Source organism: Labilibaculum sp. K2S (assembly GCF_030372765.1).
Taxonomy (GTDB): Bacteria; Bacteroidota; Bacteroidia; order Bacteroidales; family Marinifilaceae; genus Labilibaculum.
The window spans coordinates 1-24,119 of the sequence record NZ_JAUCMW010000016.1 but is presented as its reverse complement, the minus strand read 5'-3'; the positions used below and the strand labels follow the sequence as shown (position 1 = coordinate 24,119).

Annotated in this window: 16 protein-coding genes; 11 read left to right on the top strand and 5 right to left on the bottom strand. The window is 37.6% G+C overall.

Features of this window, described 5'->3' with window-relative positions; translation table 11 throughout:
• Window positions 1–102 precede the first annotated feature (102 nt).
• Window positions 103–1,530: an MFS transporter gene (locus QUH73_RS15710; RefSeq protein WP_289531395.1), complete on the bottom strand. Its 1,428-nt coding sequence runs from the start codon at window positions 1,528–1,530 to the stop codon at window positions 103–105.
• 175 nt (window positions 1,531–1,705) lie between these two features.
• Between QUH73_RS15710 and QUH73_RS15705 the strand changes: the two genes are divergently transcribed.
• The 3 genes from QUH73_RS15705 to QUH73_RS15695 all read left to right on the top strand — a co-directional run bounded on the left by QUH73_RS15705 (window position 1,706) and on the right by QUH73_RS15695 (window position 4,540).
• Window positions 1,706–3,124, top strand: coding sequence for a nicotinate phosphoribosyltransferase (locus QUH73_RS15705; RefSeq protein WP_289531394.1), 1,419 nt, complete (start codon window positions 1,706–1,708; stop codon window positions 3,122–3,124).
• Window positions 3,125–3,166: 42 nt separating this feature from the next.
• Window positions 3,167–4,285 (top strand): alanine racemase, encoded by a 1,119-nt coding sequence (locus QUH73_RS15700; protein ID WP_289531393.1) that lies wholly within the window; start codon window positions 3,167–3,169, stop codon window positions 4,283–4,285.
• Window positions 4,286–4,381: 96 nt separating this feature from the next.
• Window positions 4,382–4,540: a hypothetical protein gene (locus tag QUH73_RS15695; protein ID WP_289531392.1), complete on the top strand. Its 159-nt coding sequence runs from the start codon at window positions 4,382–4,384 to the stop codon at window positions 4,538–4,540.
• Between the two features lie 196 nt (window positions 4,541–4,736).
• On the opposite strand, the gene QUH73_RS15690 is transcribed toward QUH73_RS15695, so the two are convergent.
• Window positions 4,737–6,197 carry an aminoacyl-histidine dipeptidase gene (locus QUH73_RS15690; RefSeq protein ID WP_289531391.1) on the bottom strand — a complete coding sequence of 487 codons (1,461 nt, stop codon included), beginning with the start codon at window positions 6,195–6,197 and terminating at the stop codon, window positions 4,737–4,739.
• Between the two features lie 340 nt (window positions 6,198–6,537).
• Here QUH73_RS15690 and QUH73_RS15685 point away from each other — a divergent pair, with 340 nt between their 5' ends.
• From QUH73_RS15685 to QUH73_RS15650, 8 genes are all read left to right on the top strand, one after another.
• A complete protein-coding gene (locus QUH73_RS15685; RefSeq protein ID WP_289531390.1) occupies window positions 6,538–7,758 on the top strand; it encodes an ROK family protein in 1,221 nt (406 codons plus the stop codon).
• A gap of 346 nt (window positions 7,759–8,104) precedes the next feature.
• Window positions 8,105–9,004 (top strand): nucleotidyltransferase family protein, encoded by a 900-nt coding sequence (locus tag QUH73_RS15680; RefSeq protein WP_289531389.1) that lies wholly within the window; start codon window positions 8,105–8,107, stop codon window positions 9,002–9,004.
• 17 nt (window positions 9,005–9,021) lie between these two features.
• Window positions 9,022–10,401, top strand: a complete 1,380-nt coding sequence (gene glmM / locus QUH73_RS15675) for a phosphoglucosamine mutase (protein ID WP_289531388.1) — start codon at window positions 9,022–9,024, stop codon at window positions 10,399–10,401.
• A 63-nt stretch (window positions 10,402–10,464) separates the two neighbouring features.
• Window positions 10,465–11,688, top strand: a complete 1,224-nt coding sequence (gene gluP, locus QUH73_RS15670) for a glucose/galactose MFS transporter (protein ID WP_289531387.1) — start codon at window positions 10,465–10,467, stop codon at window positions 11,686–11,688.
• Window positions 11,689–11,744: 56 nt separating this feature from the next.
• Window positions 11,745–12,851, top strand: coding sequence for a phosphotransferase enzyme family protein (locus QUH73_RS15665; RefSeq protein WP_289531386.1), 1,107 nt, complete (start codon window positions 11,745–11,747; stop codon window positions 12,849–12,851).
• Between the two features lie 134 nt (window positions 12,852–12,985).
• Window positions 12,986–15,313, top strand: a complete 2,328-nt coding sequence (locus QUH73_RS15660; protein WP_289531385.1) for a glucosamine-6-phosphate isomerase — start codon at window positions 12,986–12,988, stop codon at window positions 15,311–15,313.
• Window positions 15,314–15,379: 66 nt separating this feature from the next.
• Window positions 15,380–16,027: a carbohydrate-binding family 9-like protein gene (locus tag QUH73_RS15655; RefSeq protein WP_289531384.1), complete on the top strand. Its 648-nt coding sequence runs from the start codon at window positions 15,380–15,382 to the stop codon at window positions 16,025–16,027.
• A gap of 231 nt (window positions 16,028–16,258) precedes the next feature.
• Window positions 16,259–17,212, top strand: a complete 954-nt coding sequence (locus QUH73_RS15650; RefSeq protein ID WP_289531383.1) for an ROK family protein — start codon at window positions 16,259–16,261, stop codon at window positions 17,210–17,212.
• Between the two features lie 57 nt (window positions 17,213–17,269).
• Here QUH73_RS15650 and QUH73_RS15645 read toward each other — a convergent pair whose 3' ends face one another.
• The 3 genes from QUH73_RS15645 to QUH73_RS15635 form a co-directional block, all read right to left on the bottom strand.
• Window positions 17,270–18,616 carry a Gfo/Idh/MocA family protein gene (locus tag QUH73_RS15645; RefSeq protein WP_289531382.1) on the bottom strand — a complete coding sequence of 449 codons (1,347 nt, stop codon included), beginning with the start codon at window positions 18,614–18,616 and terminating at the stop codon, window positions 17,270–17,272.
• A 24-nt stretch (window positions 18,617–18,640) separates the two neighbouring features.
• Window positions 18,641–20,041, bottom strand: a complete 1,401-nt coding sequence (locus tag QUH73_RS15640; RefSeq protein WP_289531381.1) for an SUMF1/EgtB/PvdO family nonheme iron enzyme — start codon at window positions 20,039–20,041, stop codon at window positions 18,641–18,643.
• An 11-nt stretch (window positions 20,042–20,052) separates the two neighbouring features.
• On the bottom strand, window positions 20,053–24,119 hold a 4,067-nt coding region (locus QUH73_RS15635; protein WP_289531380.1), incomplete at its 5' end, for a hybrid sensor histidine kinase/response regulator transcription factor.

Below are 24,119 nucleotides of genomic sequence, written 5' to 3'. Positions count from 1 at the left end.
TTAAGATAAATGAATAAAAAAACAAATCAGAAACTATATTGGGACTTATATGAAAAAAGCCGTCCCGAAGGACAGCTTTTTATATGATATTTACTATTTAGGCTATTTTTGAATATTCGGTAATTCTAAGCCATAACCTTTTTTCTTATCTTCCATTTTTAATAACAGACCAACTATGATGGCCAGAAAACCTAATCCTGCAAAAATAAGCATTGGGTTTGTATAATCATACAATGGGACTGTTGTGCCGTTAGCTTTTGCTAATGCAACTTCGGGATTGGATTGATCCAATACATATCCAATTAACAATGGAATTCCCATTAATCCCCAGTTTTGAATCCAGAAGATCAATGAAAAAGCAGTTCCCAATTGATTTTCAGGAATTATTTTTGGAACTGAAGGCCACATCGCAGAAGGAACTAAAGACAATGCAATTCCTAAAATAATTACCAAAACAACTGCTACAAACCAGTAATTTAATATTGGTAAGGAGAATACAGAATGTACTAATAATATTAAGACGGCTCCAATGATCATCATGGTAGCTCCTTTGCCTTTTTTATCGTAAACACCACCAAATAGAGGTGTTAGGAATAGTGTTCCCAATGGTAGTAAACTTGGTATAATACCTGCAAGATTTTGGTCTAAACCATACTTGTTCACCATTAAATCGGATGCATATTTAATGAATGGAAAAACGGAAGAGTAGAACAATACACACAATACAGCAATTAACCAAAAGCCTTTGTTGGTTACAATACGTCCTATATCACTAAATTTAAATGGCTCTTCGTTATCAGTTCCGTTCGATTCAGCAAGTGACGCATCCAGTTTTTTATCCATCGACACATAAATAAAGAAAGTGATGAATCCAATAACCAGCAATACAAATGCAAAAGCAATAGGTGCGGAAACGCTTGGTCCCATTTTCTCAACTAGTTCACCGTTTACAACTTGGGTGTGTACACTTGAAAAATACGTAGCCAATGGAACTGGAGCTGCAATTGCCAGCATGGTTCCCAATCGGGCAACAGCCATTTGCATCCCCATAGCAAGCGCCATTTCTTTACCTTTAAACCATTTGACGATAATTTTAGAGACTGTGATTCCAGCAATTTCTACTCCAACACCGAAAATGGCAAATCCTACAGCAGCCATAAACACATGAGTATGGATACCAAAAGTAGTGTCAGTAACCAGTGTTGGGTTCGTGATAGCCCAATATTTAATCCCGGCTCCTAAAACCATAATTCCAGATGACATAATTCCGGTAAATCGAACGCCCATTTTATCAAGGATAATCCCCCCGAAAATAAGCATTCCTAAAAATACATTTAACCAACCATATGCACTGGTGAATATTCCATAGTTCGTACTCGACCATGCAAACTCAGATTCTAGCATTGGTTTTAAAGGAGACATTACATCGGTTAAAAAATAACCTGCAAACATCGTGATAGAAATTATCCCCAATGCTCCCCATCGTGCTGCTTTCGAATCTCGAAGAGTCAGTCTTAGTGCTTCAGTCATATCTTTTATTTTTCTGTTAACGTTGAGTAATTGTTTAAGGCTGGCTAAAGTAAGATTAATCCAGATAGAAACAAAAAGCATAAATCATGTTTTATCTAAACATATCGATTCCACATTTCTGGGCATAATAGCAGATAATCCCTATCTTTAACAAGATTTTATTTAATTCAATCGAATGAACACATTAACAGAAAACTCCGGGTTATATACCGATTATTATGAGCTAAGCATGGCTCAGGGATATTTTTTAAGTGGTAAAAAAGAGGAACAAACCGTCTTTGATTACTATTACAGAACTAATCCTTACGAAGGTGGTTACCTTGTTTTTGCAGGATTACAAGACCTGCTCAAAATATTAAAAACCTTTAGTTACAGTAAAGAAAATATTGAATTTCTGAAGAAAACAGGATTGAAAGATGAGTTTTTGGAGTATTTAAGGGATTTTAAATTTACGGCTACTGTTTATAGTATGAAAGAGGGCGAAATTGTATTTCCAAACGAACCATTGGTAAGGGTTGAAGGAAATATAATAGAAGCTCAATTAATTGAAACATTACTTCTGAATTATTTGAATTTTCAGTCGCTGATTGCCACAAAGGCTTGCCGGATAAGAAATGTAATAGGTAATAATGATTTTGCTGATTTTGGATTACGCAGGGCGCAAGGCTTGGGCGGAATACATGCCAGCCGTGCAGCTGTAATAGGTGGAGCAAATACGACATCGAACGTTTACAGTGCATTTAATTACGACATTCCGGTTACAGGAACTCTGGCTCATTCATGGATTCAGAGTTTTGATTATGAGCTGGAAGCATTTCGTCGTTACGCGGCTATTAATCCCGATTCAACAGTATTGTTGGTTGACACCTACAACACACTTAAATCGGGTATTCCTAATGCAATAATTGTAGCAAAGGAATTGGAAGCCAAAGGACATAGAATGATTGGTATTCGTCTGGATAGCGGCGATTTAGCCTATTTAAGTAGAAAGGCAAGAAAGATGCTTGATGACGCAGGTTTGGATTATGTGAAAATTATAGCATCAAATCAGTTGAATGAGTACGTAATTAAAAGTTTGAACGATCAGGGAGCACAGATTGATGGTTATGGAATTGGTACGGAATTAGTAACGGGAAAAGATGCCGGCGCTTTAGATGGTGTTTATAAATTAGTTCAGATTAATGGGATTCCAAAATTAAAAATATCGGAGAACATTGAAAAAATAACTATGCCGGGAAAGAAAAAGGTAATGCGTTATTTCGACGAGGACGGAATGTTTTTTAGGGATGGTATTCTTTTAGAGAATGAAGAATCGACCAATCGTTTGTTTCATCCTTTTCATAGTCATAAACACACTTATGTAACCGATTATAAGTGTGAAGAATTGATGAGTAAGGTGATGGAAAATGGAGAGATATTAATTGAAAACCAATCTCCTGTTGAAATAAATGCCTATGTAAGGAAACGCTTTGCACAGTTACCGGATGGACACAAACGATTTATTAGCCCACACATTTACAAGGTTGGATTCTCTGAAAATATTTTGAGTGTGAGAGATCATATTTTAATGGATATTCGATCAAAAATAGGATAAAATACAGATTATGGATTGATTGAATATTTCAAATTAATTTCGATGCAAAATTTAGATTCTAAAATAATTCGTCCTACTCTTTTGCTTGACAAAGCAAAATGCATTGCCAATATTGAAACGATGCTGGCTAAGGCAAAGTGTTCCAATACGCGTTTGCGTCCTCATTTTAAAACACATCAATCGGCTGAGATTGGTGAGTGGTTCAAAGAAAGAGGAGTGGAGGCCATTGCTGTTTCATCCATGGAAATGGCGGAATATTTTGCCAATAACGGATGGAAAGACATTACAGTTGCTATTCCAATAAATGTGCGCGAAATTGATTTGATTAATGAGTTGGCATCAAAAATTCAACTGAATTTAGTTGTTGAGTCGCAGGAAACAATTGCGTTTTTACAATCAGAATTAAAACATACTGTTGGTGTATTTATTAAAGTTGATACAGGTTATCGGCGTTCTGGTATGCCTGCTGAAGCAACAGGCTCTATTCGTTTGTTAGTGAATTTGATGAATGAATATGACAAGTTAAATTGCAGGGGTTTTTTGGCTCATACAGGACAAAATTATCAAGCTAAAAACCAAGAGGAGATACATAAGAATCATAGCAGAACACTACTGGCTTTAAATGAATTAAAGGATGTTTTTCGCAAAGATATTCATGGAATTGAAGTGTCATTAGGTGATACTCCGGCTTGTAGTATTAGCGATGAATTTTATGGGATTGATGAAATTCGTCCGGGGAACTTTGTTTTTTATGACATTATGCAATACGTATTGGGTTCGTGCGATGAGGATCAAATTGCTGTGGCGATGGCCTGTCCGGTAATTGCCAGAAATATTGATCGTAATGAATTGGTAATTCATGGTGGCGGAGTGCATTTTTCTAAAGAATATTTGGAAGCAGACACAGAAGGAACAAAACTATTCGGAAGTATTGTTCGCATTACCGAAAATGGTTGGAGTGGTATTATAGGTGGAGGGTATTTAGCAAGCCTGTCTCAGGAACATGGAATTATCCGTTGCAGCGATGAGTTATTCGATGAATTCGTAATTGGAGATTTAATCGGAGTTTTGCCGGTTCATTCGTGTATGACTGCTAATTTAATGAGACACTTCATGACTACCGATGGAGAATTGATTGAAACTATGAACAGTGTGCAGTAATCAGAGAATAGTTATCGGGGAGCAGAAAATTGTGAAAAATTATCTGTGTGATTTGTTTGCTGATGAAAGATAAAGATGCTGAATTATTAGACGGTTATGAAAGGATTTCAAATTGGCAAAATTAAAAGAGCAATTGTTGCTGAAATTACTTGTGTCGATAATTCAAACTTTGTTATTGTGATGTCTCTTGCATTGGGTGTATTTCTTGCATTTATTTCTTGCTGTTTCTTTGGCCTTGTTCCTGAAACTAAATAAAGTTCTGTCTTTGATAACCGTGAATATCAGTAGTATACCTCTATTGATTCCTTTAATTAATTGGGTTAGGGATTGGAGTGGAAACCCCGCAGTGAGGTACGAATGAGGAGTTGAAGCAAAAGCCCGGCCTGTAAGGAACCCCATAAAAAAAGGAACGCACAACCGTACGTTCCTTACAAATCAGTATTTGATTGTATTATTTAACTGGAATATTTTTCAAAGTTTCAACTAAGAAATCCCAGAATTTAACAACGGTATCAGTTTTTACTTTCTCATCCGGAGAGTGAGGGAAACGGATAGTTGGTCCGAAAGAAATCATATCCCAATGTGGGTAAACAGCTCCTAATAATCCGCACTCTAGGCCTGCATGAATTGCTTTGATTTCAGGAATTTTTCCATATTTGTTGTTGTACACTTCCTGCATGGTTTTCAAGATAGGAGAGTCCATATTTGGTTTCCATCCTGGATATTCACCTTCTAATTTTACTTTGCCACCAGCTAAAACAAAAGTTGAAACAAACATTTGTCCCAAATCATCTTTTGCCGAGTTTACTGATGAACGCAATAAAGCTTGAATGGTAACAACACCATCTTCACTTACCACACGTGCAAGGTTGGTTGATGTTTCAACCAGTCCCGGCATAGCATCGCTCATTCGGATTATACCGTTTGGACAAGCGTAAATAGCGTTGATTAAGTTTTTCTGGCTCTTGTTTTTGAATACGTGCTTTGGAGCATCAGTTGGTTCAGCAAAAAATGCTAAAACTGGTTCTACAGCTGATAATTCCGATTTGTAAATAGCTTCGTATTCTGCAACTCCGGCAAGGAATTTCTCAGTATATCTTTCCGGAACAGCAACAATTGCAAATGATTCACGGGGAATAGCATTCCGCAATGAGCCTCCGTCGACAGAAGACATTCTTAATTTGTATTTTTTAGTTGCCAATTTTAAGAAGCGGAACAATAATTTGTTTGAGTTTCCACGGCCTAAAATGATCTCCATTCCTGAATGACCGCCTTTTAAGCCTTTCATGTATAGCTTGTAGCCAACATATCCTTTTTCAAGTTTGTCTTCTTTGTATTTGAAAGTAATATTGGCATCCATTCCACCAGCACATCCAACATACAATTCGCCTTCATCTTCCGAATCCATGTTTAGAAGGATATCACCATCTAAAACATCATTTTTAAGACCGAAAGCACCAGTCATACCGGTTTCTTCGTCAGCAGTAAATAAAGCCTCTATAGGACCATGTTCAATATCTGAAGCCTGAAGAACAGCCATTGCTGCAGCAACTCCCATTCCATTGTCAGCCCCAAGTGTGGTTCCTTTTGCAGTTACCCAATCGCCATCAATAAATGTTTCGATAGGATCTTTTGTGAAATCGTGAACGGTGTCAGCATTTTTCTGAGGCACCATATCCAGGTGTCCTTGCAATACAACTCCTTTACGATTTTCGAAACCCGGGGTTGCCGGTTTTTTAATGATGATGTTTCCAACAGCATCTTTAATGGTTTCCAGTCCCAAATCCTGTCCGAATTTCATCATGAAATCCTGAATTGCATCTTCGTGCTTCGATGGGCGTGGTATTTGTGTTAATGAATAAAAGTTTTCCCAAATAGCCTTAGGTTCGAGGCTTAAAATTTCTTTGCTCATTAGTATATTCCTCCGTTAAATTTTAGTGTAATATTATTCAAGAGCACTAAAGGTAGTATTTTTTAATAAAGCCGAAAAGAGAATTGGGAAAAGTGATTGTGAATTAAGGATTTTTAAGAATACAGTAAAATTAATGCCGGGATATAATGGTTCTTTATAAGGAGATAATTTTTTTTTTGTCCGCTTGGGAGTTAATAGGCCTTAGTAATTACGGGAGTTTTATTGAAATTTATATTTTAAACCATCATCATCTTTTAAAAAATATTTTAAAAGATGATGGTTCTTTGTAAAAACTATATATATTTATCCTTTGAAAAAAATGATTTAAAGCGAGATTAAATTGGAATTAGAATTTCTATACGAAAAGACACTTGAAGGTACTGTTAATGCTAAAAAGAGGAAGCAGAACCAGTATCGTAAAATAATATCCCATTTGTATTACAATGGAGTCGCTTCTATTGCAGAGATCGTGAAAACGGCAAAAATGAGTCAGCCTCTGGTTGCTTCCCTTGTTGAAGATCTTTTGGGGTTTGGAGTAATTCTTGAAAATGGAATTGGAGAATCAATTGGAGGAAGACGTCCAAATTTGTATTGTGTGAATCCTGAATATCAATATGTAGTAGGTGTTGATATTAATCTGCATACACTCAATTTAGCTGTTTTCGACTTGAATAATCAGTTGGTATACCGCGAAGAGTTTAAAGAATTTGAGTTGGAAAATAGCAGTGAGTATTGTTATGCATTGGTTGAAAAAGTCAATATAGCACTTGATACTATAAATATTGGGAGGGAAAAGGTGTTGGCTGTAGGAATTTCAATTCCTGGTTTGGTTGATGCTGAAAATGGATTGACCCATACGCATTTGTCGTTTGCAGAAGATGGTTTAAGGGCTTACCTGAACCGGAAACTGGGATTTCCAATTTTGCTCGACAATGATGCCCGTACCATGGCATTAGGAGAGAAGGCTTTTGGAAAAGCCAGAGATAAAAAGAATGTGTTGTGCTTGAATTTAAGTAATGGTATTGGTTTAGGAATGATCTTAAATGGTGAATTGCATAGTGGTAAAAATGGATTTGCCGGTGAGTTTGGCCACATCTTGATTGATCCGGAGGGGACACTTTGTAATTGCGGGAAAATTGGTTGTCTGGAAACGCTGACATCAGGGAAGATTTTGGTGCGGCAGATAAAAGAAGGAATTGAGAAAGGCCAGGAAAGTTTTTTAGCCAAATATAAGGATGAGGGGAAAAAGATTGATTTGAGAGCTGTTGTGGATGCAATTTTAGCTGGTGATCAGTTTGCTATTGACCAATTGAACAAGATGTGTGAATATCTGGGGAAAGGTTTGGTGACTTTGATTCATTTACTGAATCCTGAAATGATAATTATTGGTGGAAGATTGGCTCAGGCAGGAAAGTATATAATCAGTCCGGTAAGTATGTGGATGAATAAATATGCTATGGATAAAATTAGTTCGGAAACTGAGCTGGTAAATTCTGATTTGCTGGATGATGCTGCTCTTATGGGAACCATGGCAAACGTTATGAAGAAAATATTTAAGTAATAGTTAGTGATTAGTTAAGAAAAAAATTGTCTCCCTGTTGTTTTCAACTTACGTTGAAGATTTGTGTAGAAGTAGTGTTCTTACAGGGAGCAATTTTTATGAAGTATTGCAGCCATCTGCCTTTTCTAAAAAACCATTGGAACATTGTAGTAGTAGTGATGCACGGCAGGTGGTTGCTTTTTTTTAAGAAAATCTTTACTGGGATGTATTGGTAAAGAGGAAATTGCAGAGTTAAAATTGATTTAGAATTAAATAAGATATGAAACGACTATGTGAAAATCCTTGCACACAGAGGATGAGTGTAATTTGGGAGTTCCATATGGCAAAAGCTTAAAAGTATAAACATATGCAACCTACGTTATTGGTATTAGCCGCAGGGATGGGAAGTCGGTATGGGGGATTAAAGCAGATCGATCCGATTGGGCCAACGAATGAAACTATTATTGATTATTCGATACATGATGCAATTGAGGCCGGTTTTGGTAAGATTGTTTTTGTGATTAGAGAGAGTTTTGAGGAAGAGTTTAAAAAACTTTTTAATGCAAAACTAGCAGGGAAGATTGAAGTTGATTACGTAAATCAGGAAATAGGAAAGGTTCCTGAGGGATCAGTATATAATTTGGAGCGTGAAAAACCTTGGGGAACAGGTCATGCAATTTTAATGGCTAAAAACTGTATTAATGAACCTTTTGCAGTAATTAATGCAGACGATTACTATGGTGTTGAGGCTTTTGCAACTATTGCAGAGTATTTAAGCAACTCTATTACTGATGAAGAAAACTGCATGGTTGGCTACCAGTTAGGCAATACCATTTCAGAAAACGGTTCGGTATCAAGAGGCGTTTGCGGAACAAATGAGAATGATCATCTGACTACTGTTGTGGAGCGGACTCATATTGAGAAGTTGGAAAATGGAATTGCATACAAGGAGAATGAAGAGTGGGTTCAGCTAGTTCCGCAAACGACTGTGTCGATGAATTTTTGGGGTTTTACTCCTAAACTATTCGATTATTTGGAAACTCAGTTTACCTTTTTTCTGAAAGAAGAAGGGGATCAGTTGAAATCTGAATTTTTTATTCCTTCTGTAGTTGCCAATATCATTAAAGATGGAAAAACACGGGTTAAAGTATTGAAGTCGGATGCTCAGTGGTTTGGAGTTACTTATCGGGAAGATAAAGAAAAAGCGGTTAAAGCGATTGGTAAATTGATAGAGAAGGGAACATATCCTTCAAAGTTGTGGGCATAATTTTATAGGAGAGTAAAATGACTTTAATAAAATCAATATCAGGTATTAGAGGTACTATTGGAGGAAGACCAGGGCAATGCTTAACACCAATGGATATTGTCAGCATATCAGGAGCTTTTGGCATGTGGCTCCGAAACAGCGGTGCCGGTAAAAAAGTAATTGTTGGTCGTGACGCCAGAATCAGTGGAGAGATGGTAAACCAACTGGTGGTTGGGGCATTGCTTTCAGTTGGTATCGAAGTGGTTGACCTTGGATTGGCAACGACTCCATCAGTGGAAATGGCTGTTACCGATTTAAAAGCCGGTGGAGGTATCATTATTACAGCAAGTCACAATCCTAAAAATTGGAATGCGCTAAAACTATTGAATGCAAAAGGCGAATTTATTTCTGATCAGGATGGAAAGAGTTTACTGCATCTTGTTGAGAAACAGGATTTTAATTACAATGATGTTGATGATTTAGGAAAGTACTCTAAGAAAGATGATTACTTAGAAACTCATATTCAGCATATTCTTGATTTGCCTTTGGTGGATAAAAAACTGATTGAAGAAGCTGATTTTTCGATTGCTGTTGATGCGGTGAATTCGGTGGGAGGAGTTGCGATTCCTCAATTACTGAAAGCTTTAGGTGTGAAAAAGGTGACGGAAATCAATTGCAGTCCTGATGGTAATTTTGCCCATAATCCGGAACCTCTCCCTGAAAATATTGTGGAGATATCGGAATGTGTTAAGAATGAAAAGTTAGACCTTGGTATTGTTGTAGATCCGGATGTTGATCGTTTGGCTTTGGTTTGTGAAAACGGGCAGGCATTTGGGGAAGAATACACTTTGGTGTCGGTGGCTGATTATGTACTTCAAAATACAAAAGGCAGTTTAGTTGCCAATTTATCATCAACCATGGCACTTCGCGAAATTGCCAAAAAGCATGGCGTTGAGTTTTATGAATCAGCAGTAGGCGAGGTGAATGTGGTGCGGGAAATGAAGAATCATTCGGCAGTAATAGGAGGTGAGGGCAACGGAGGTGTGATTTATCCTGAATTGCACAATGGAAGAGATGCGCTTGTTGGAGTGGCATTGTTTCTTACCTATTTGGCGAAATCAAAATTAACTTGTTCAGAACTACGGGCAGGTTATCCTGATTATAAAATTGTAAAACAAAAAATTGAACTGGAGGGTGTTTCCAATTTGGATGCCATAATGGATCAGGTTCGCAGAAAATTTATTGATTATCCCTGCAATACGATTGACGGATTGAAGATTAGTTTTCCGGAGGGATGGGTACACCTCAGAAAATCAAATACGGAGCTCATTATTCGAATTTACTCCGAAGCAACTACAGAAGAGTATGCCTGTAATTTAATGGATTGTGTAAAGCAGTTGGTGAAAAACGCAATTTGAGGGAGTGATTATTTTAGACTTTAGAATATAATATAGAAATAGTAATCTTATAAATTTTAAATTATGGTAAGCGCAAAAGTAGTGGATACTAAAGTAAATAGGTACGTAGTTCCTCTTATTATAGTTGGAGTAATGTTTTTTGCAATCGGATTTGCACTGGGGATAAACAGTTATATTATTCCGCTTTTAAATAAAGCTTTGGATATTTCTTCTGCCGAATCATACTTAGTGATTGCAGCTACTTTCTCAGCCTTTCTGATTTTTGGATATCCAGCATCATTGGTAATTGGTAAAATTGGCTATAAAAAAACAATGGCATTGTCTTTTATCATGTTTGCAGTTGGTTTTTATTTATTTATTCCTTCTGCAAGAATGGAAAGTCTGCCTCTGTTTTTGCTGGCTTCCTTCATTAGTGGTATGGGAAATACTTTTCTTCAGGCCTCTGTGAATCCGTATATTACCATATTAGGACCTATTGAAAGCGCCGCAAAGCGGATGAGTTATATGGGAATAGCCAATAAATTGGCCTGGCCGATTGCGCCGTTATTTTTGGCTTTGATTATTGGAAAAGAAGTGGACAGTGTATCACTAACCGATATAAACATCCCTTTTTACATTATTATTGGTGTTTTTGTTCTTCTGGGAGTATTGGCACTATTGGCTAAACTGCCTGAAGTAAAAGCAGTAGGAGAAGATGAAGATTCAGCACACGATTGTCCTTATGCAGCAAATAAAACATCCATTTGGCAGTTTCCACACCTTTTGTTAGGCGTGCTTGCCCTTTTCCTATATGTTGGAGTTGAAACCGTTTCGTTAGGAACCTTGGTTGATTATGCAACTGCTCTGGGCTTAGCTAATGCGGAATATTATGCATGGATTGCGCCGATAGGTATGGTTATTGGATACATCTGTGGTGCCGCTTTAATTCCTAAATATCTTAATCAGGCTACAGCCCTTCGAATTTGCGCGGTAACAGCCTTGTTTGGATCATTAATGGTTGTGTTTTCACCTGAAGATTTATCGATTTACTTTATCTCATTTATGGCCTTGGGATGTTCCTTAATGTGGCCTGCTTTGTGGCCGCTTGCAATGACTGATTTGGGAAAATTCACTAAAGCAGGCTCATCCTTAATGGTTATCGCTATTGTTGGCGGTGCTTTAATTCCAACAATCTACGGTTTTATGAAGGATTTTGCCGGAGCACAAAATGCCTACTGGGTTTGTGTTCCTTGTTTTCTTTATATTCTTTATTACGGTTTAAAAGGACATAAAATAAGAACAAAATAATGAATCCAATTTGGGCATGAGTAATCATTTCCTGTGCCCTCATTCAAAGATGAAATATGACAAATAATTTAAAAGAAATAGCTTCAAAATTCTCTGTTGAAGGGGAAATAGCGGAAATTAAACCTCTTGGAGAAGGGTTTATTAACGATACATTTATTGTAACAACCCTTGCTGAAGAAGACCCAAGCTATTTATTTCAACGCAAGAATAAGAACATTTTTAAGGATGTGCCCGGAATGATGGGGAATATCTTAAAAGTGACAACTCACCTTAAGCAGAAAATAGCTGCTGCAGGTGGTGATATCATGCGCGAAGCAATGACAATTACACCCGCAAAGAATGGTGATTTGTTTTACAAAGATGAAGTGGGCGACTTTTGGGCAATGTGTCTTTTTATTAAAGACAACTTGACCTATGAAGCTGCGGACAGTCCGGAATTGGCTTATGCAGGAGGAAAGGGGATCGGGAAGTTTCAATCGATGTTATCGGATATGAAAGAGCCATTGGTAGATATTCTTCCAGGCTTTCATAACATCAGATTCCGTTTTAAGCAATGGGATGAAGTATTGAGCAAAGATCCTGCAGGCCGTAAGGCTGGATTGACTGAAGAGATTGCCTGGGTTGAGGATCGCCGTGAGGAAATGCTTGAATTCTGGATTTTGGTTGAGAACGGAACCATTCCCACACGGGTAACTCATAACGACACTAAAATTAACAACATTCTTTTTGATAAAGAGGGAAATGATTTGTGTGTGATCGATTTGGATACCGTATTGAACAGCACGGTGCTGAATGATTATGGTGATGCTATGAGATCATACACCAATACCGGCTTAGAGGATGATGAGAATTTGGATCATGTGAGCATGGATATGGATATATTCGAAGCATATACCAGAGGATACCTGGAAGAAACAGTTTCGTTTTTAACAGCTCCGGAACTGGAATATCTTGCTTTTTCGGCCAGATATATCACTTTCGAACAAGTTCTTCGGTTTTTAATGGACTACATCGACGGAGATCAGTATTATAAAATTAAATCACCGCAGCACAATTTGATCAGAACTCATGCTCAATACAAATTATTAACAAGCATGGAAGAGCAATATGAGCAAATGAAGCAAGTGGTGTCAAAATACAGCAAAGAATTATCAGTGCAATAAAAGGAGTTTTATTTCTGATACCAAACCCGGTATTTAATCGTGTGGTAGCGTAATTTAAAGCAAACAGTCATTTTCTCACGAAAGTGAAATGTTTTAAACGAGTAAGGTTAAGAGATTATAGAAATAAAAAGAAAATGAAAACATTATTTACATCAAAAGTAGAGCAGGCATTCCATGAATTATCAGGAGTGCAGGAAATTACAGCCAAAATACCTTATGTAACGGTTGATAATTTTCCAAAATTAGGTTTGATGACTTCACTTCGTTTTTTGGAGTGGGCAGAACAAAATCCTCAGGGAGTAATTAGTTTGCCAACAGGTAAAACTCCGGAGTATTTTATCAAGTATACTCAGTTTCTTCTTGAGAATTGGAACAAGGCGAAAGGAATGGAAATCCGAAGTCAATATGGACTTGGAGACATGACTAAACCAGATTTGAGTGGTTTGCAGTTTGTTCAGATTGATGAGTTTTATCCAATTGATCCGCGCCAGCACAATAGTTTTTACAACTATGTGATGAAATACTATATTGATGGTTTTGGACTGGAGAAATCCAATTCATTACTAATTAATTCAGAGGAAATTCCATTGGTAGATAATAAACATTTTCTGGAAGTTTTTCCTGATTACAATATTGATTTGTCGCTTCGTTACCGTGAGGCAACAAGTGTTGTGGAAGAGATGCAGCAGAAATCAATTTTCATGATTGATAACTGGTGTACTTCTTATGAGCAAAAAATCCGCGATAAAGGCGGCATCGGGTTTTTCCTGGGCGGAATTGGTCCTGATGGTCATATTGCCTTTAACACCCGTGGATCGGATCATTTTTCGACTACGCGATTAACAAAAACAAATTTCGAGACACAAGCAGTTGCAGCAGGCGATTTGGGCGGTATTGAAGTATCCAGAAACCGTTTGGTTATCACAATTGGTTTGGATACAATTACCCATAATCGAGATGCAGTTTCAATTATTTTTGCTGCAGGTGAAGCTAAAGCTGATATTGTAAAAGGATCACTGGAAAGCGAGCCTGATGCTATTTATCCAGCCTCAGTGCTTCAGCGTCAGAAAAACAGTCGTTTTTATTTAACAACAGGAGCGGCCTGTAAACTGACGGATAGTGTGAACCAATTTTACAAAACAGGAGATTGGACAAATGCGAAAAGTGAAAGAGCTGTTATCGATCTGTGTCAGAAAATCAATAAGTATGGTCATCATTTGACTTTGGAAGATTTAAAGGCCGATCCTTATACCAGTCAAATTCCTGATTTGAATACAGGAACAGTTCAGACTGTTATTGATTCCATCAAAAAGAAGTTGGAAAAAGGGATGAAGCCTGATACCAGCGAGGTAATTTATCATACCGGTCCTCATCATGATGATATCATGCTGGGAATTATGCCATACACCAACCGTCAGATGCGTTCTGCAAGCAATGAAGTTCATTTTTCTGTTCTTACATCTGGTTTTACAGCAGTAACGAATGGTTTTGTGATTGGTGTATTAAAGGAGTGTCAGGAATTTATCGCCAAAGGTGAGATCCAAATGCTGGAATATCCTGATTTCTTCGAGGTAGGATTTAGTAAGAAATGGGATAAAGATGTTTATCATTTCCTGAATTCGGTTGCCGCCCGAAATCAAAACGGAAAGCGAAGAGGTTTGTGTCATCGTGTAATCCGTGCCATTGTTGAAACCTGGAAAGTAAACAGCAAGGAACATCTGAATGAGACAATTGCTTTTATTATTTCAGATTTGGAAAGCAGTTACGATGGAGGTAAAAATTCTCCTGAAGTTCAGAAAATGAAAGGGATGATTCGTGAGTTTGAAGAGGAGTTGGTTTGGGCTCATTTTGGAACTCCTGTAAAAAATGTTCACCACCTGCGTTTGGGTTTCTATAAGGGTGATGTGTTCACCGAAACACCTGAAAAAAACAGGGACATGCTTCCGGTTTTGGAGGAATTCAGAAAATACAAACCAACAATTATTAGTTTGGCTATGGATCCGGAAGGTAGTGGACCGGATACACATTATAAAGTATTGCAAGCCATTGCAGGAGCAGTTAAGGAGTGGAAAGAGGAAGAGGATTTATCGAAACTTCGAATTGTTGGTTACCGAAATGTTTGGTTTAAATACCATCCTTCCGAAGCCGATTCGATTGTTCCGGTTTCTCTGAATGCTCTTGATGTTATGGAAAACTCATTTACCGAAAGTTATTTAAGTCAGGTGAATGCATCTTTTCCAAGCTACGAGTACGATGGCAAATTCAACGAGTTGACACAAAAGGTTTGGGTGCAGCAGTTGAAACAAATTCAGTTGCTTTTGGGCAAGAACTTCTTTTACGAAAATAATCATCCGTTGGTAAGAGCTACTCATGGTCTGGTTTATATAAAGGAGATGAATGCTGAAGAGTTTGTTGCCATGGCACAAGATCTTGAAAAAGCAGTTGAAGAAAATCCGTTTTAAGTACCACACATAAATACCCCGGATCGGGAGACAATTGTCTCTCGGTCCACTTTTTTTTTAAGGAATATGACCGAATATATCGTAAAACGAATAAAACAGGGCCTTTTAACAATTACCGGACAAGAAATGCATCCCGTATGGGAAATGGCTGATGTGAACTCTGATTTTACTTTCCCATGGGAAAATGAAAAAGCGCCCAAAACCAATTTCAGAGCTTTGCACGATGAGCAGTACTTTTATTTCCGTTTCGACGTAGAAGATGATAATGTATTGACTTACGTTGATGAAGATCACAAAATGGAAGTGGTGCATAGTGATCGGGTTGAAATCTTTTTCAGACAAGACGAAAAATTAAATCCGTATTACTGTTTGGAAATGGATGCTCGAGGACGTGTATTGGATTACATGACGCACTACTATCGTGATTTTGATTATGAATGGTCGTGGCCCGAATCTCAAGATCTGGAGGTAAAAGCTTCGACAAATACCAAAGGTTATGTAGTGGAAGGAGCTATAAAACTATCTTCATTAGAAGGATTGGGATTATTAAAAAATCGCACATTAGAAGCTGGTTTGTATCGTGGATACTGTATGAAATTACCTGAAGAAGGGCTGGACGCAGATTTAAGATGGATTTCCTGGGTGAAACCGGATTCTAAAGACCCTGATTTTCATATTCCATCATCATTTGGAAAGTTGAAACTAGAGGTTTAAAAAAAAGAAAGAACTAGCTTTGCTAAGTAGTTTGTGTGTAAGTCTTACTTTTCACAACCAAAACAGGAGCAGTACTAGTCCAACAATCGGAGTAGTACTAGTCCGACAACCGGAGTAGTACTAGTCTGACAACCGGAGTAGTACTAGTCTGACAACTGGAGTAGTACTAGTCCGACAACCGGAGTAGTATCAGGACTATTTTTATTGGAAAGAAAATTAGAATAAATTGGAATGACAGATATAGCAATAGGTATAGACATAGGAGGAACCAATACGGTTTTTTCATGCATTGATGCAAACGGAAAATCATGGGGAAATGGAACCATTCCAACTCAGGAGCAGGAACGGTTTGAGGATTTTTTGAATGACTTATGTAATTTAATTGATAAGACGATTGAAGATTCAAGCGAAGATCTTAAATTAATTGGCATAGGTATTGGAGCCCCCAATGGAAATTATCATACCGGTACAATCGAAAATGCTGCCAATTTACGGTGGAAAGGATTGTTGGAAATTTCCCGTTTGGTGAAGGAACGCATGAATGTACCTGTAAAACTGACCAATGATGCCAATGCTGCTGCTTTGGGCGAACGTATATTTGGAGGTGCCAAAAATATGGATGATTTCATGGTGATTACTCTGGGTACCGGTTTGGGAAGCGGCATTGTTGTAAACGGCGATTTGCTTTACGGACATGATGGATTTGCCGGAGAAGTCGGACACATTATTATGCGCCCGGAAGGACGGGAATGCGGTTGCGGACGAAGAGGTTGCCTGGAGACTTATGTATCGGCTACGGGAGTAAAACGAACTGCGTATAAGATGTTGGCAAAACATTTGGGGGAAAGTTCTTTGCGGGCGATTTCGTTTAATGAATTGGATGCAAAGATGGTTGCAGATGCGGCCAATGACGGAGATCTGCTGGCGATGGAAGTGTTTGCCTATACCGGAAAAATGTTAGGGGAAGCTTTGGCAAATGTTGCTTCGGTAACCAGTCCTAAAGCTATTTTCTTTTTTGGAGGACTGGCAAAAGCAGGCGAGCTTCTTTTTGAACCTGTTCGTGAGGCAATGGAAAAGAATTTACTGTTCCTGTATAAAAATAAAATTAGCCTGTTGCCTTCGGAATTAGGTGATGATGCGGCAGTTTTAGGTGCAGCCGCTTTAATATGGAACGATCAGGCTTAATGATTCCAATAAAATACTGATTGATAAGGCCGTTTCACAATGTGGTGAAATGGCTTTTTACTTCGGACTACTTCCTGGTTTGGGTATTTCTTTTGAAACAGCAACAGGCCCAATCACATAAATTTTTGGTCCCAAATACAAATCAGAATTCATTATTTCTTCCCAACTTACTTCTTTTCCGGTATAAGCTGATATTCTTCCTATGATACCTGTGAGCGTTGATTCTGCAATTTGGAAAGCCTCATTTATTGGTTTTCCGGTTCGAATGGCTGTAAGCAAATCGATATGTTCCTGGTCGTAAGGGTTTGTTGTAAGTCGACTTAGGTTGGAACCATCTCCTTTTCGGGGATAATCAAAAGTCCATTTTACAGAGCCATCTGGATTGTAAATCGTGTTTTCACAATTTGTACTTCCTTTACTTCCTTGAATACGATCAGAAATTGAATTACTGCAATCATTAATTTGACGGCACATGCTGTGATAATGAACATCTTTATCGTACACAAAATCGACACTAAATTGGTCGTATTGATCGCCGGTAATTCTCTGATGCCGGGCACCAAACCCAAGAGCTTTTTCGGGATGTTTGCCTACAAACCAATTCACGGTATCTAAATTGTGGACATTTTGTTCTACAATATGATCGCCCGAAAGCCAGCACCAGTTGACCCAGTTTCGAATCATGTTTTCCAGTTCAGACCAATCTGCACGTGGGTTTCTGTGCCAAAGCTTTCCAACGTTGTAATAGCTGTTGGCTGATACAATTTCTCCAATTTCTCCCTTGGTTACCTGTTTAAACGTTTCAATGTAATCCTGCTGATGACGTTTTATGGTTCCGGTTACCACCGATAAACCAAGCATTTTCGCCTTTTCGGCAGATACCATTACCGAACGAACACCAACCGGATCGACAGCCACAGGTTTTTCCATAAAGACATGCTTTTTGGCTTTTACGCAAGCTTCGAAATGTTGTGGTCTGAAGTGCGGCGGAGTTGCAAGAATCACAATGTCTATGTCGCAGTTCATCAGTTTTTCGAAGGAATTGATGCCTGAGAAGCACTTGTCGGGAGAAATTTCAAGTCCCTTTTGTTCTTTTATTTTCAAACGACAAGCATCAATACGGTCTTGAAAAATATCCGCCAAGGCCACAATTTCAACATTTGATCCGGCGTTTAAAAAGTTTAATGCCGCACCCGTTCCCCGATAACCGCAACCAACAATACCAGCTTTTAACAGCGAACCATCCGGCGCTCTGTTCAACATGGGAGGAAAAGTATATTCTCTCTTTTTGCCCGATTGACAAGAGGTTAGAAAGGGATTAATTCCAATGGCACCTATGATTCCTGCAGTGGCAGCATTGCGCAGAAAATTTCTTCGGCTGTTGTTGTAATCATTGCTATTCATATTGTCGGAGAGTAAAAATGAAGATTATTTGATTCTGTTGTTCTGATTTTCCTGAGGCCATTCGCAAACTACACGGAAACCAACATCATTGCAATCGGAATACCACCAGATGCTTTTTGGAATCTGAGGATCGGTCATCATCCATTTGTCATGTTGGGTATGATCTTTGAAATTTAAAAGCAGTTCGTGCACAGAGCTTTTAAATGATCCTCCTTTGATTAGATATTCGGTTTTCTGATCTGCTTTTATCGTATCAAGGCAAAATTCACGAACATTGCCCAGCAGGTTTAAAATTCCATATCTGTTTGGCAAAACCTCTTCCGGCAAACCCGTTTTACCGGTGCTGTTTTCTTTCCAAATCACGTAATTATTGATTTTACCGCTCGGTTTTTGAAATAGATTCAGAACAATGTTTTTTGCTGTGTAGTCTGACGTTTTACCACCAAAAAAGAATTCTTCATTTTTATTTGTTCCGGTAGCGTATTCCCACTCTGCTGCGGTTGGCAAACGGTAAGTTTTCCCTGTTTTTTGAGAAAGCCATTTGCAATAAGTATCTGCAGCATGCCAGGTCATAGTAATTGCGGGTCGGTTTCCCATTCCCCATCCTTGCGAAGGATCTCCAAAGGGTGGGGTTGCTCCTGAAATTGCATCAACATCAGTATTGGTTTCGGTACGACCTTCTGATTCTGTTTCACTAAGAAAGCTTTGGTATTCGTTCCACGAGACTTCTGTTTTAGCCATGAAAAAAGACTTTTCCATTTCGACTGTGGCTGGTACTGCTATCATTTCAAAAGCAATTGATGTTCCCGGTATTTTTTCTGTGAAATTGATAAAATGCTTCACCTCTGCAGCTTGGTGGTATTTTATTTCAGTTTGTGAGGATTTTAAAAAGTTGGAATTTTCATGGAGTGATTCCTTTTCACCATGTCCAACACCTAAATGACAATTGATGCAATCTAAATTAACTGAATTGTTTTTATAGTAAAAGTGTGCTTCATCTCCTTTCTTTGATAAGTGCAAGGGAAATAAATTTTGGTGACAGCTGATGCAGGACCCTGTGAATGTATGATGCTTTGCTTTTTCCAGAGTGGATTTTTCGTCCCAATTAATTTTATCCATATCCTTACACCAATAGGAGTAAAGGTCTCTTGAGCCTGCTTTTATTTTTTCAGGCCAATAAGCCATATGTTCTTTGGGTGGTAAATGGCAATCAACACAGTGAACGATAACACCACTTTTATTGTTGTGATGAGATGATATTCTCCATTCATTATCAGCATGAGAATGCACATGACAAGACATGCAGTATTCGTCAGAGGAACTCAAATGATCAATTTTCTTCACGCTTGTAATAAATACAAGGGCAAAAAGGAAAGACGAAAGTATGAACAGAAGAAATTTGTATTTATGGAGGGATTTATTCATCAGAAAATTAATTAATCTATATCCGGGCTTAAATTATCTGAAGAACTCACCGATTCATATTCCAGTTTGTATTGTTTAGGTGTTTTTTTATATTCTTTTTTAAAGCATTTGGAAAAATATTTAGGATCATTAAAACCTACTTTAAAAGCAATTTCCGAGATGGTTAAATTGTGATTAATGAGTATAGGAACGGCTTTTCGCAATCTGAATGTGCGGACAAAATCGACTAGTGTTTTACCTGTTAAAGACAGAAATCTTCGGTAAATGTTGGAATAGCTCATGTTTAAACTCACGGCTAGTTCTTCCAATCTAAATTCCGGATCTTCAAAATTATTCTCTATTTCCAGAAGAACCGATTCTATGAACTTTTCATCCGGAGATTCTATTTCAAGTTCTTTGCAATTTGTAAGAATCTCAGCACGATATTGTTCGATTACTCTTCTTTGAGCATCTAAAATGTTGTTTACTTTTAATAGGAGCTCTTTTACATTAAATGGTTTGTTAATGTATTCAATCGCACCAAATTTCAGCCCTTCCAGTTTCGAACTTGTTGTATTTTTTGTTGTCAGTAATATAATTGGAATGTGACGGGTGCATTTTTTCTCTTTTAAATTTTTGCAGAGTGTAATTCCGTCCATAATTGGCATCATTACATCACTTAAAATAATATCAGCCTTGTAATCAGACAGACAGGTAAGAGCCTCCTGTCCATTTTGAGTAACTTTTACATTGTAGAAAATTTTAAAGCTATCTTCCAAAAACAGCAGCATTTCATAATTGTCTTCAACAATCAAGATGTTTTTTTTGTTTTCATCATGAATTAATTCTCTTAATTCATGAGTGATATTTGAAGGTAGAATCGGAGTTTCATTTATTTCTTCCCTGCTGGATTCATGATAAGCAAATTCGTCCTGTCTGAAATGCTGATTACCAGTTGGTATTGAAATGGTAAATATTGTTCCTTTATGGAGTTCAGATTCAACAGAGATTTCCCCTTTGTGCAGGAGAATCAATTCTTTACTTAAGGCCAGTCCTATTCCTGTTCCTCCAATTGCTTTTCCATCTTTCGATTGATAAAACAGATTAAAGATATTTGTGAGTTCATTGCCTGGAATACCAATGCCGGTATCGGTTATTTTAATCTCTACTTTTCTTTCTTCAATATTCTCAGTAACGGCTATTATTATTTTTCCTTCCTTGGGAGTGAATTTGAAGGCATTGGCCAAAAGATTGTAAATTACATGCTCCAGTTTTTGCTGATCGTACCAAAGCATAATTTCTTCTTCTTCAACTCCTTCCACGCTAAAATCAATTTGTTTGAATCTGGCTTGCTCCATAAAAGAAAGAGCTGTTTTATTAATATCTTTAATAATGTTATTTTCGCTGACGCTGATTTTTAATTTTCCCAATTCTTTATTTCGTATTGTCATTAATTCCATCGCTATCCGCGATAACCGATTCGCATTGTTCTTAATAACCTGTAGGCGTTGTCTAAGCAATAAATTCCCCTCTGCGCGTTCAATCATGTTTTCGATGGGCGATAAAATTAAGGTTAGCGGCGTTTGAATTTCATGCGACATTTTTGCGAAGAAATTCATCTTTAATTCATATAATTCTTTGTCCTTTTCATTTTGAAGTTCTTTTAAATACAGTTTTTTCTTTAATCGTGCCCACATAATGGAATAACGAATAATAAAAAAACTGATGATTAAAATTAGGAATGTATAAATCAAATAAGCCCACCATCTTAGCCAAAATGGAGGAAGAATTTTAACCTCGATTGTTTGAGTCTGAATATCCCAAACGTTTCTTTTGGTTCCTGCCTTTACTTCAAACGTATAATTGCCATAAGGGATATTGGTATAGGTGGCCACCCGAATGTTTTCGGTTGTGATCCAATCATTATCAAATTCTTTTAGCCGGTAGGCATAAAAATAGTTTGGATCCAGATGATCGTTTATTACTGAGAATTGAAAAGAAAAAGAGGTTTGCTCATGATTGAGCTTTAAAGTTTTGATTTGCTCGATACCTGCTTTCAGTTGTTCCGGAATTAATTCTTCTGCATCCCGGTTCACAATTTTAAGCTGATTAACTCGAAGGCGTAACTCTTTCTTTGTTTTTTTTATTCGGGAGGGATCAAAATGATTTAATCCGCCCACACCTCCAAAATAGAGAATACCATCTTTATCTTTGGCAGCACTTCCCGAAAGAAAACGATCTTTTAAAGTGCCGTTTTTCCACGAATAAAAATAACTGCGGCCTGCAGCAAGATCCAGATGAGAAATACCGTTTATCCGTGAAACCCATAAATTTGAGCTGTCTGCAGCAATTACAGCCATAACTCCGTGAATTTCTTCATTATTAAATCCGGTAATAGGTACTGTCTTTTTCTCTTTAGTACTGAATTTAAGTAGTTTGGAATAAGAATTTACAAAATAGAGGTTTCCGTGATCATCTGAAGTACCGTGACTGATACTATTCTCAACCTTATTTTTAGTATTTACTAATTGAAACGGGATGAAAAAGGAATCTTCCAATGTTTTTTCCTCTTGAAATAAGAACAATCCACCGTCAATCATTCCTATCCAAATCTGATTGTTTTTATCTTTTAAAAAGACCTCTGCGATACTTCCTTTAAGGCCATTTTTATTGTGCGGATAAAAGGCGGTTTGTTTGCCGGATAGTGAGTAGACTGATATCCCCACGTTACTGCCAACCCAAATTCTATTTTTATTGTCGATGAATAAAGACCTGATATCTGTAGCCATCTGTCCGACCTTATTTACTGCTTTTATCGATGAGAATTTATTTGTCTTTGTATTGTAATGGAGTAATCCGTTAAGGTAAGTTCCAATCCATTTGTTTTGGTTTTCATCCTCAACCATGGCTTGAATGTAATTTCCTGTCAGTCCATTGGCTGTGTTGGTTTTTGCAACAAATTGTTGAATCGCCTTTCCTGTTTTATCAATTATGGTGATTCCTTCCCCATCGGTACCAATCCATAGATTTCCATTCTCACATTTTAAAATGGATAGAACTCTTGCTGGAGAACCCGAAAGACTGCCGCTATAATATCCAAAAGTTGATGACTCACTGGGTAATATATTGATATTGCCATAATTTGTGAAGATCCAGATATCGTTGTTGTTTGTTTCTCCCAGTCCAATAATTGTATTGCTCTGTAATGAAAATTTATTGGTTTTCGAATGAGTGTATCTTCTCACTTCTTTCGTTTCCGGATTCACTTGATACAGTCCGCCTCCGTCAGTGCCCGCCCAAATGATTCCTTTGCTGTCGCGGAAAATGCGGATGATCATATTGGTTGGAACAAAATGTGAAGTTTTGGCTTTGTTGTGAAATTGATCGTAGGTTTCTGTTTCCGGATTGTAAGAAAATAATCCGTAAAGTTCTGTTCCAATCCAAAGATTTCCATTTTTATCAGTTGTTAAGATAGTGGTATTGAATGGATTATTGAAAGGTCCTTTTAGCTCGGTAAGTTCCCGGGTCGATGTATTTGCTTTAAAGATTCGGCCTTTGTTGGTGCTGAACCATACGATATCGTTTTTTCCTTCTGTAATGGATGTAATGGTTTCATTGGATGAGTAAATGTCAAATCTAATAATTGTTGAATCTGCAAGAGATTGACCGATTACAGTTCCAAAATTACTGCCTAACCAAATTCTCGACGAACCAATGTTAACAGATTCCAGTGTTTGATGTTCCGCTAACATGGTGATGTTGGAATATTGCGGCGAAAATTTTTCTGATGGCATCAGTTTGGAAATCGAGCCTTTTTTAGATACGCACCATATGTTTCCCTGAGAATCTTTTAATAAGCTAAGAATTGAGGCAGTAGATGCTTCCTTCCCAAATATTTCGCTGTTTGAATATTGGCGGTAATCATATCCGTCAAAGCGCAGAATACCTGTGTGTGAATTAAGCCACAGATAACCAAGTGAATCTTCTACTACACTTGTGGCAATGGTTTGCTGTCTTCCTACTTCTGCTCTTACATGAATGAAATTTGTTGATTCATCTGCGTATGAAAAGAGATAAGTAGTACAAGCCAATAATAGTA

Excerpts from the sequence above, each read along its gene's own strand:
- QUH73_RS15645 (WP_289531382.1), bottom strand. The coding sequence starts at position 18,616 with ATGAATAGCAATGATTACAACAACAGCCGAAGAAATTTTCTGCGCAAT.
- QUH73_RS15640 (WP_289531381.1), bottom strand. The coding sequence starts at position 20,041 with ATGAATAAATCCCTCCATAAATACAAATTTCTTCTGTTCATACTTTCG.
- glmM (WP_289531388.1), top strand. The coding sequence starts at position 9,022 with ATGACTTTAATAAAATCAATATCAGGTATTAGAGGTACTATTGGAGGA.
- QUH73_RS15690 (WP_289531391.1), bottom strand. The coding sequence starts at position 6,197 with ATGAGCAAAGAAATTTTAAGCCTCGAACCTAAGGCTATTTGGGAAAAC.
- QUH73_RS15705 (WP_289531394.1), top strand. The coding sequence starts at position 1,706 with ATGAACACATTAACAGAAAACTCCGGGTTATATACCGATTATTATGAG.
- QUH73_RS15665 (WP_289531386.1), top strand. The coding sequence starts at position 11,745 with ATGACAAATAATTTAAAAGAAATAGCTTCAAAATTCTCTGTTGAAGGG.
- QUH73_RS15695 (WP_289531392.1), top strand. The coding sequence starts at position 4,382 with ATGAAAGGATTTCAAATTGGCAAAATTAAAAGAGCAATTGTTGCTGAA.
- QUH73_RS15655 (WP_289531384.1), top strand. The coding sequence starts at position 15,380 with ATGACCGAATATATCGTAAAACGAATAAAACAGGGCCTTTTAACAATT.
- QUH73_RS15650 (WP_289531383.1), top strand. The coding sequence starts at position 16,259 with ATGACAGATATAGCAATAGGTATAGACATAGGAGGAACCAATACGGTT.
- QUH73_RS15700 (WP_289531393.1), top strand. The coding sequence starts at position 3,167 with ATGCAAAATTTAGATTCTAAAATAATTCGTCCTACTCTTTTGCTTGAC.
- QUH73_RS15710 (WP_289531395.1), bottom strand. The coding sequence starts at position 1,530 with ATGACTGAAGCACTAAGACTGACTCTTCGAGATTCGAAAGCAGCACGA.
- gluP (WP_289531387.1), top strand. The coding sequence starts at position 10,465 with ATGGTAAGCGCAAAAGTAGTGGATACTAAAGTAAATAGGTACGTAGTT.
- QUH73_RS15660 (WP_289531385.1), top strand. The coding sequence starts at position 12,986 with ATGAAAACATTATTTACATCAAAAGTAGAGCAGGCATTCCATGAATTA.
- QUH73_RS15680 (WP_289531389.1), top strand. The coding sequence starts at position 8,105 with ATGCAACCTACGTTATTGGTATTAGCCGCAGGGATGGGAAGTCGGTAT.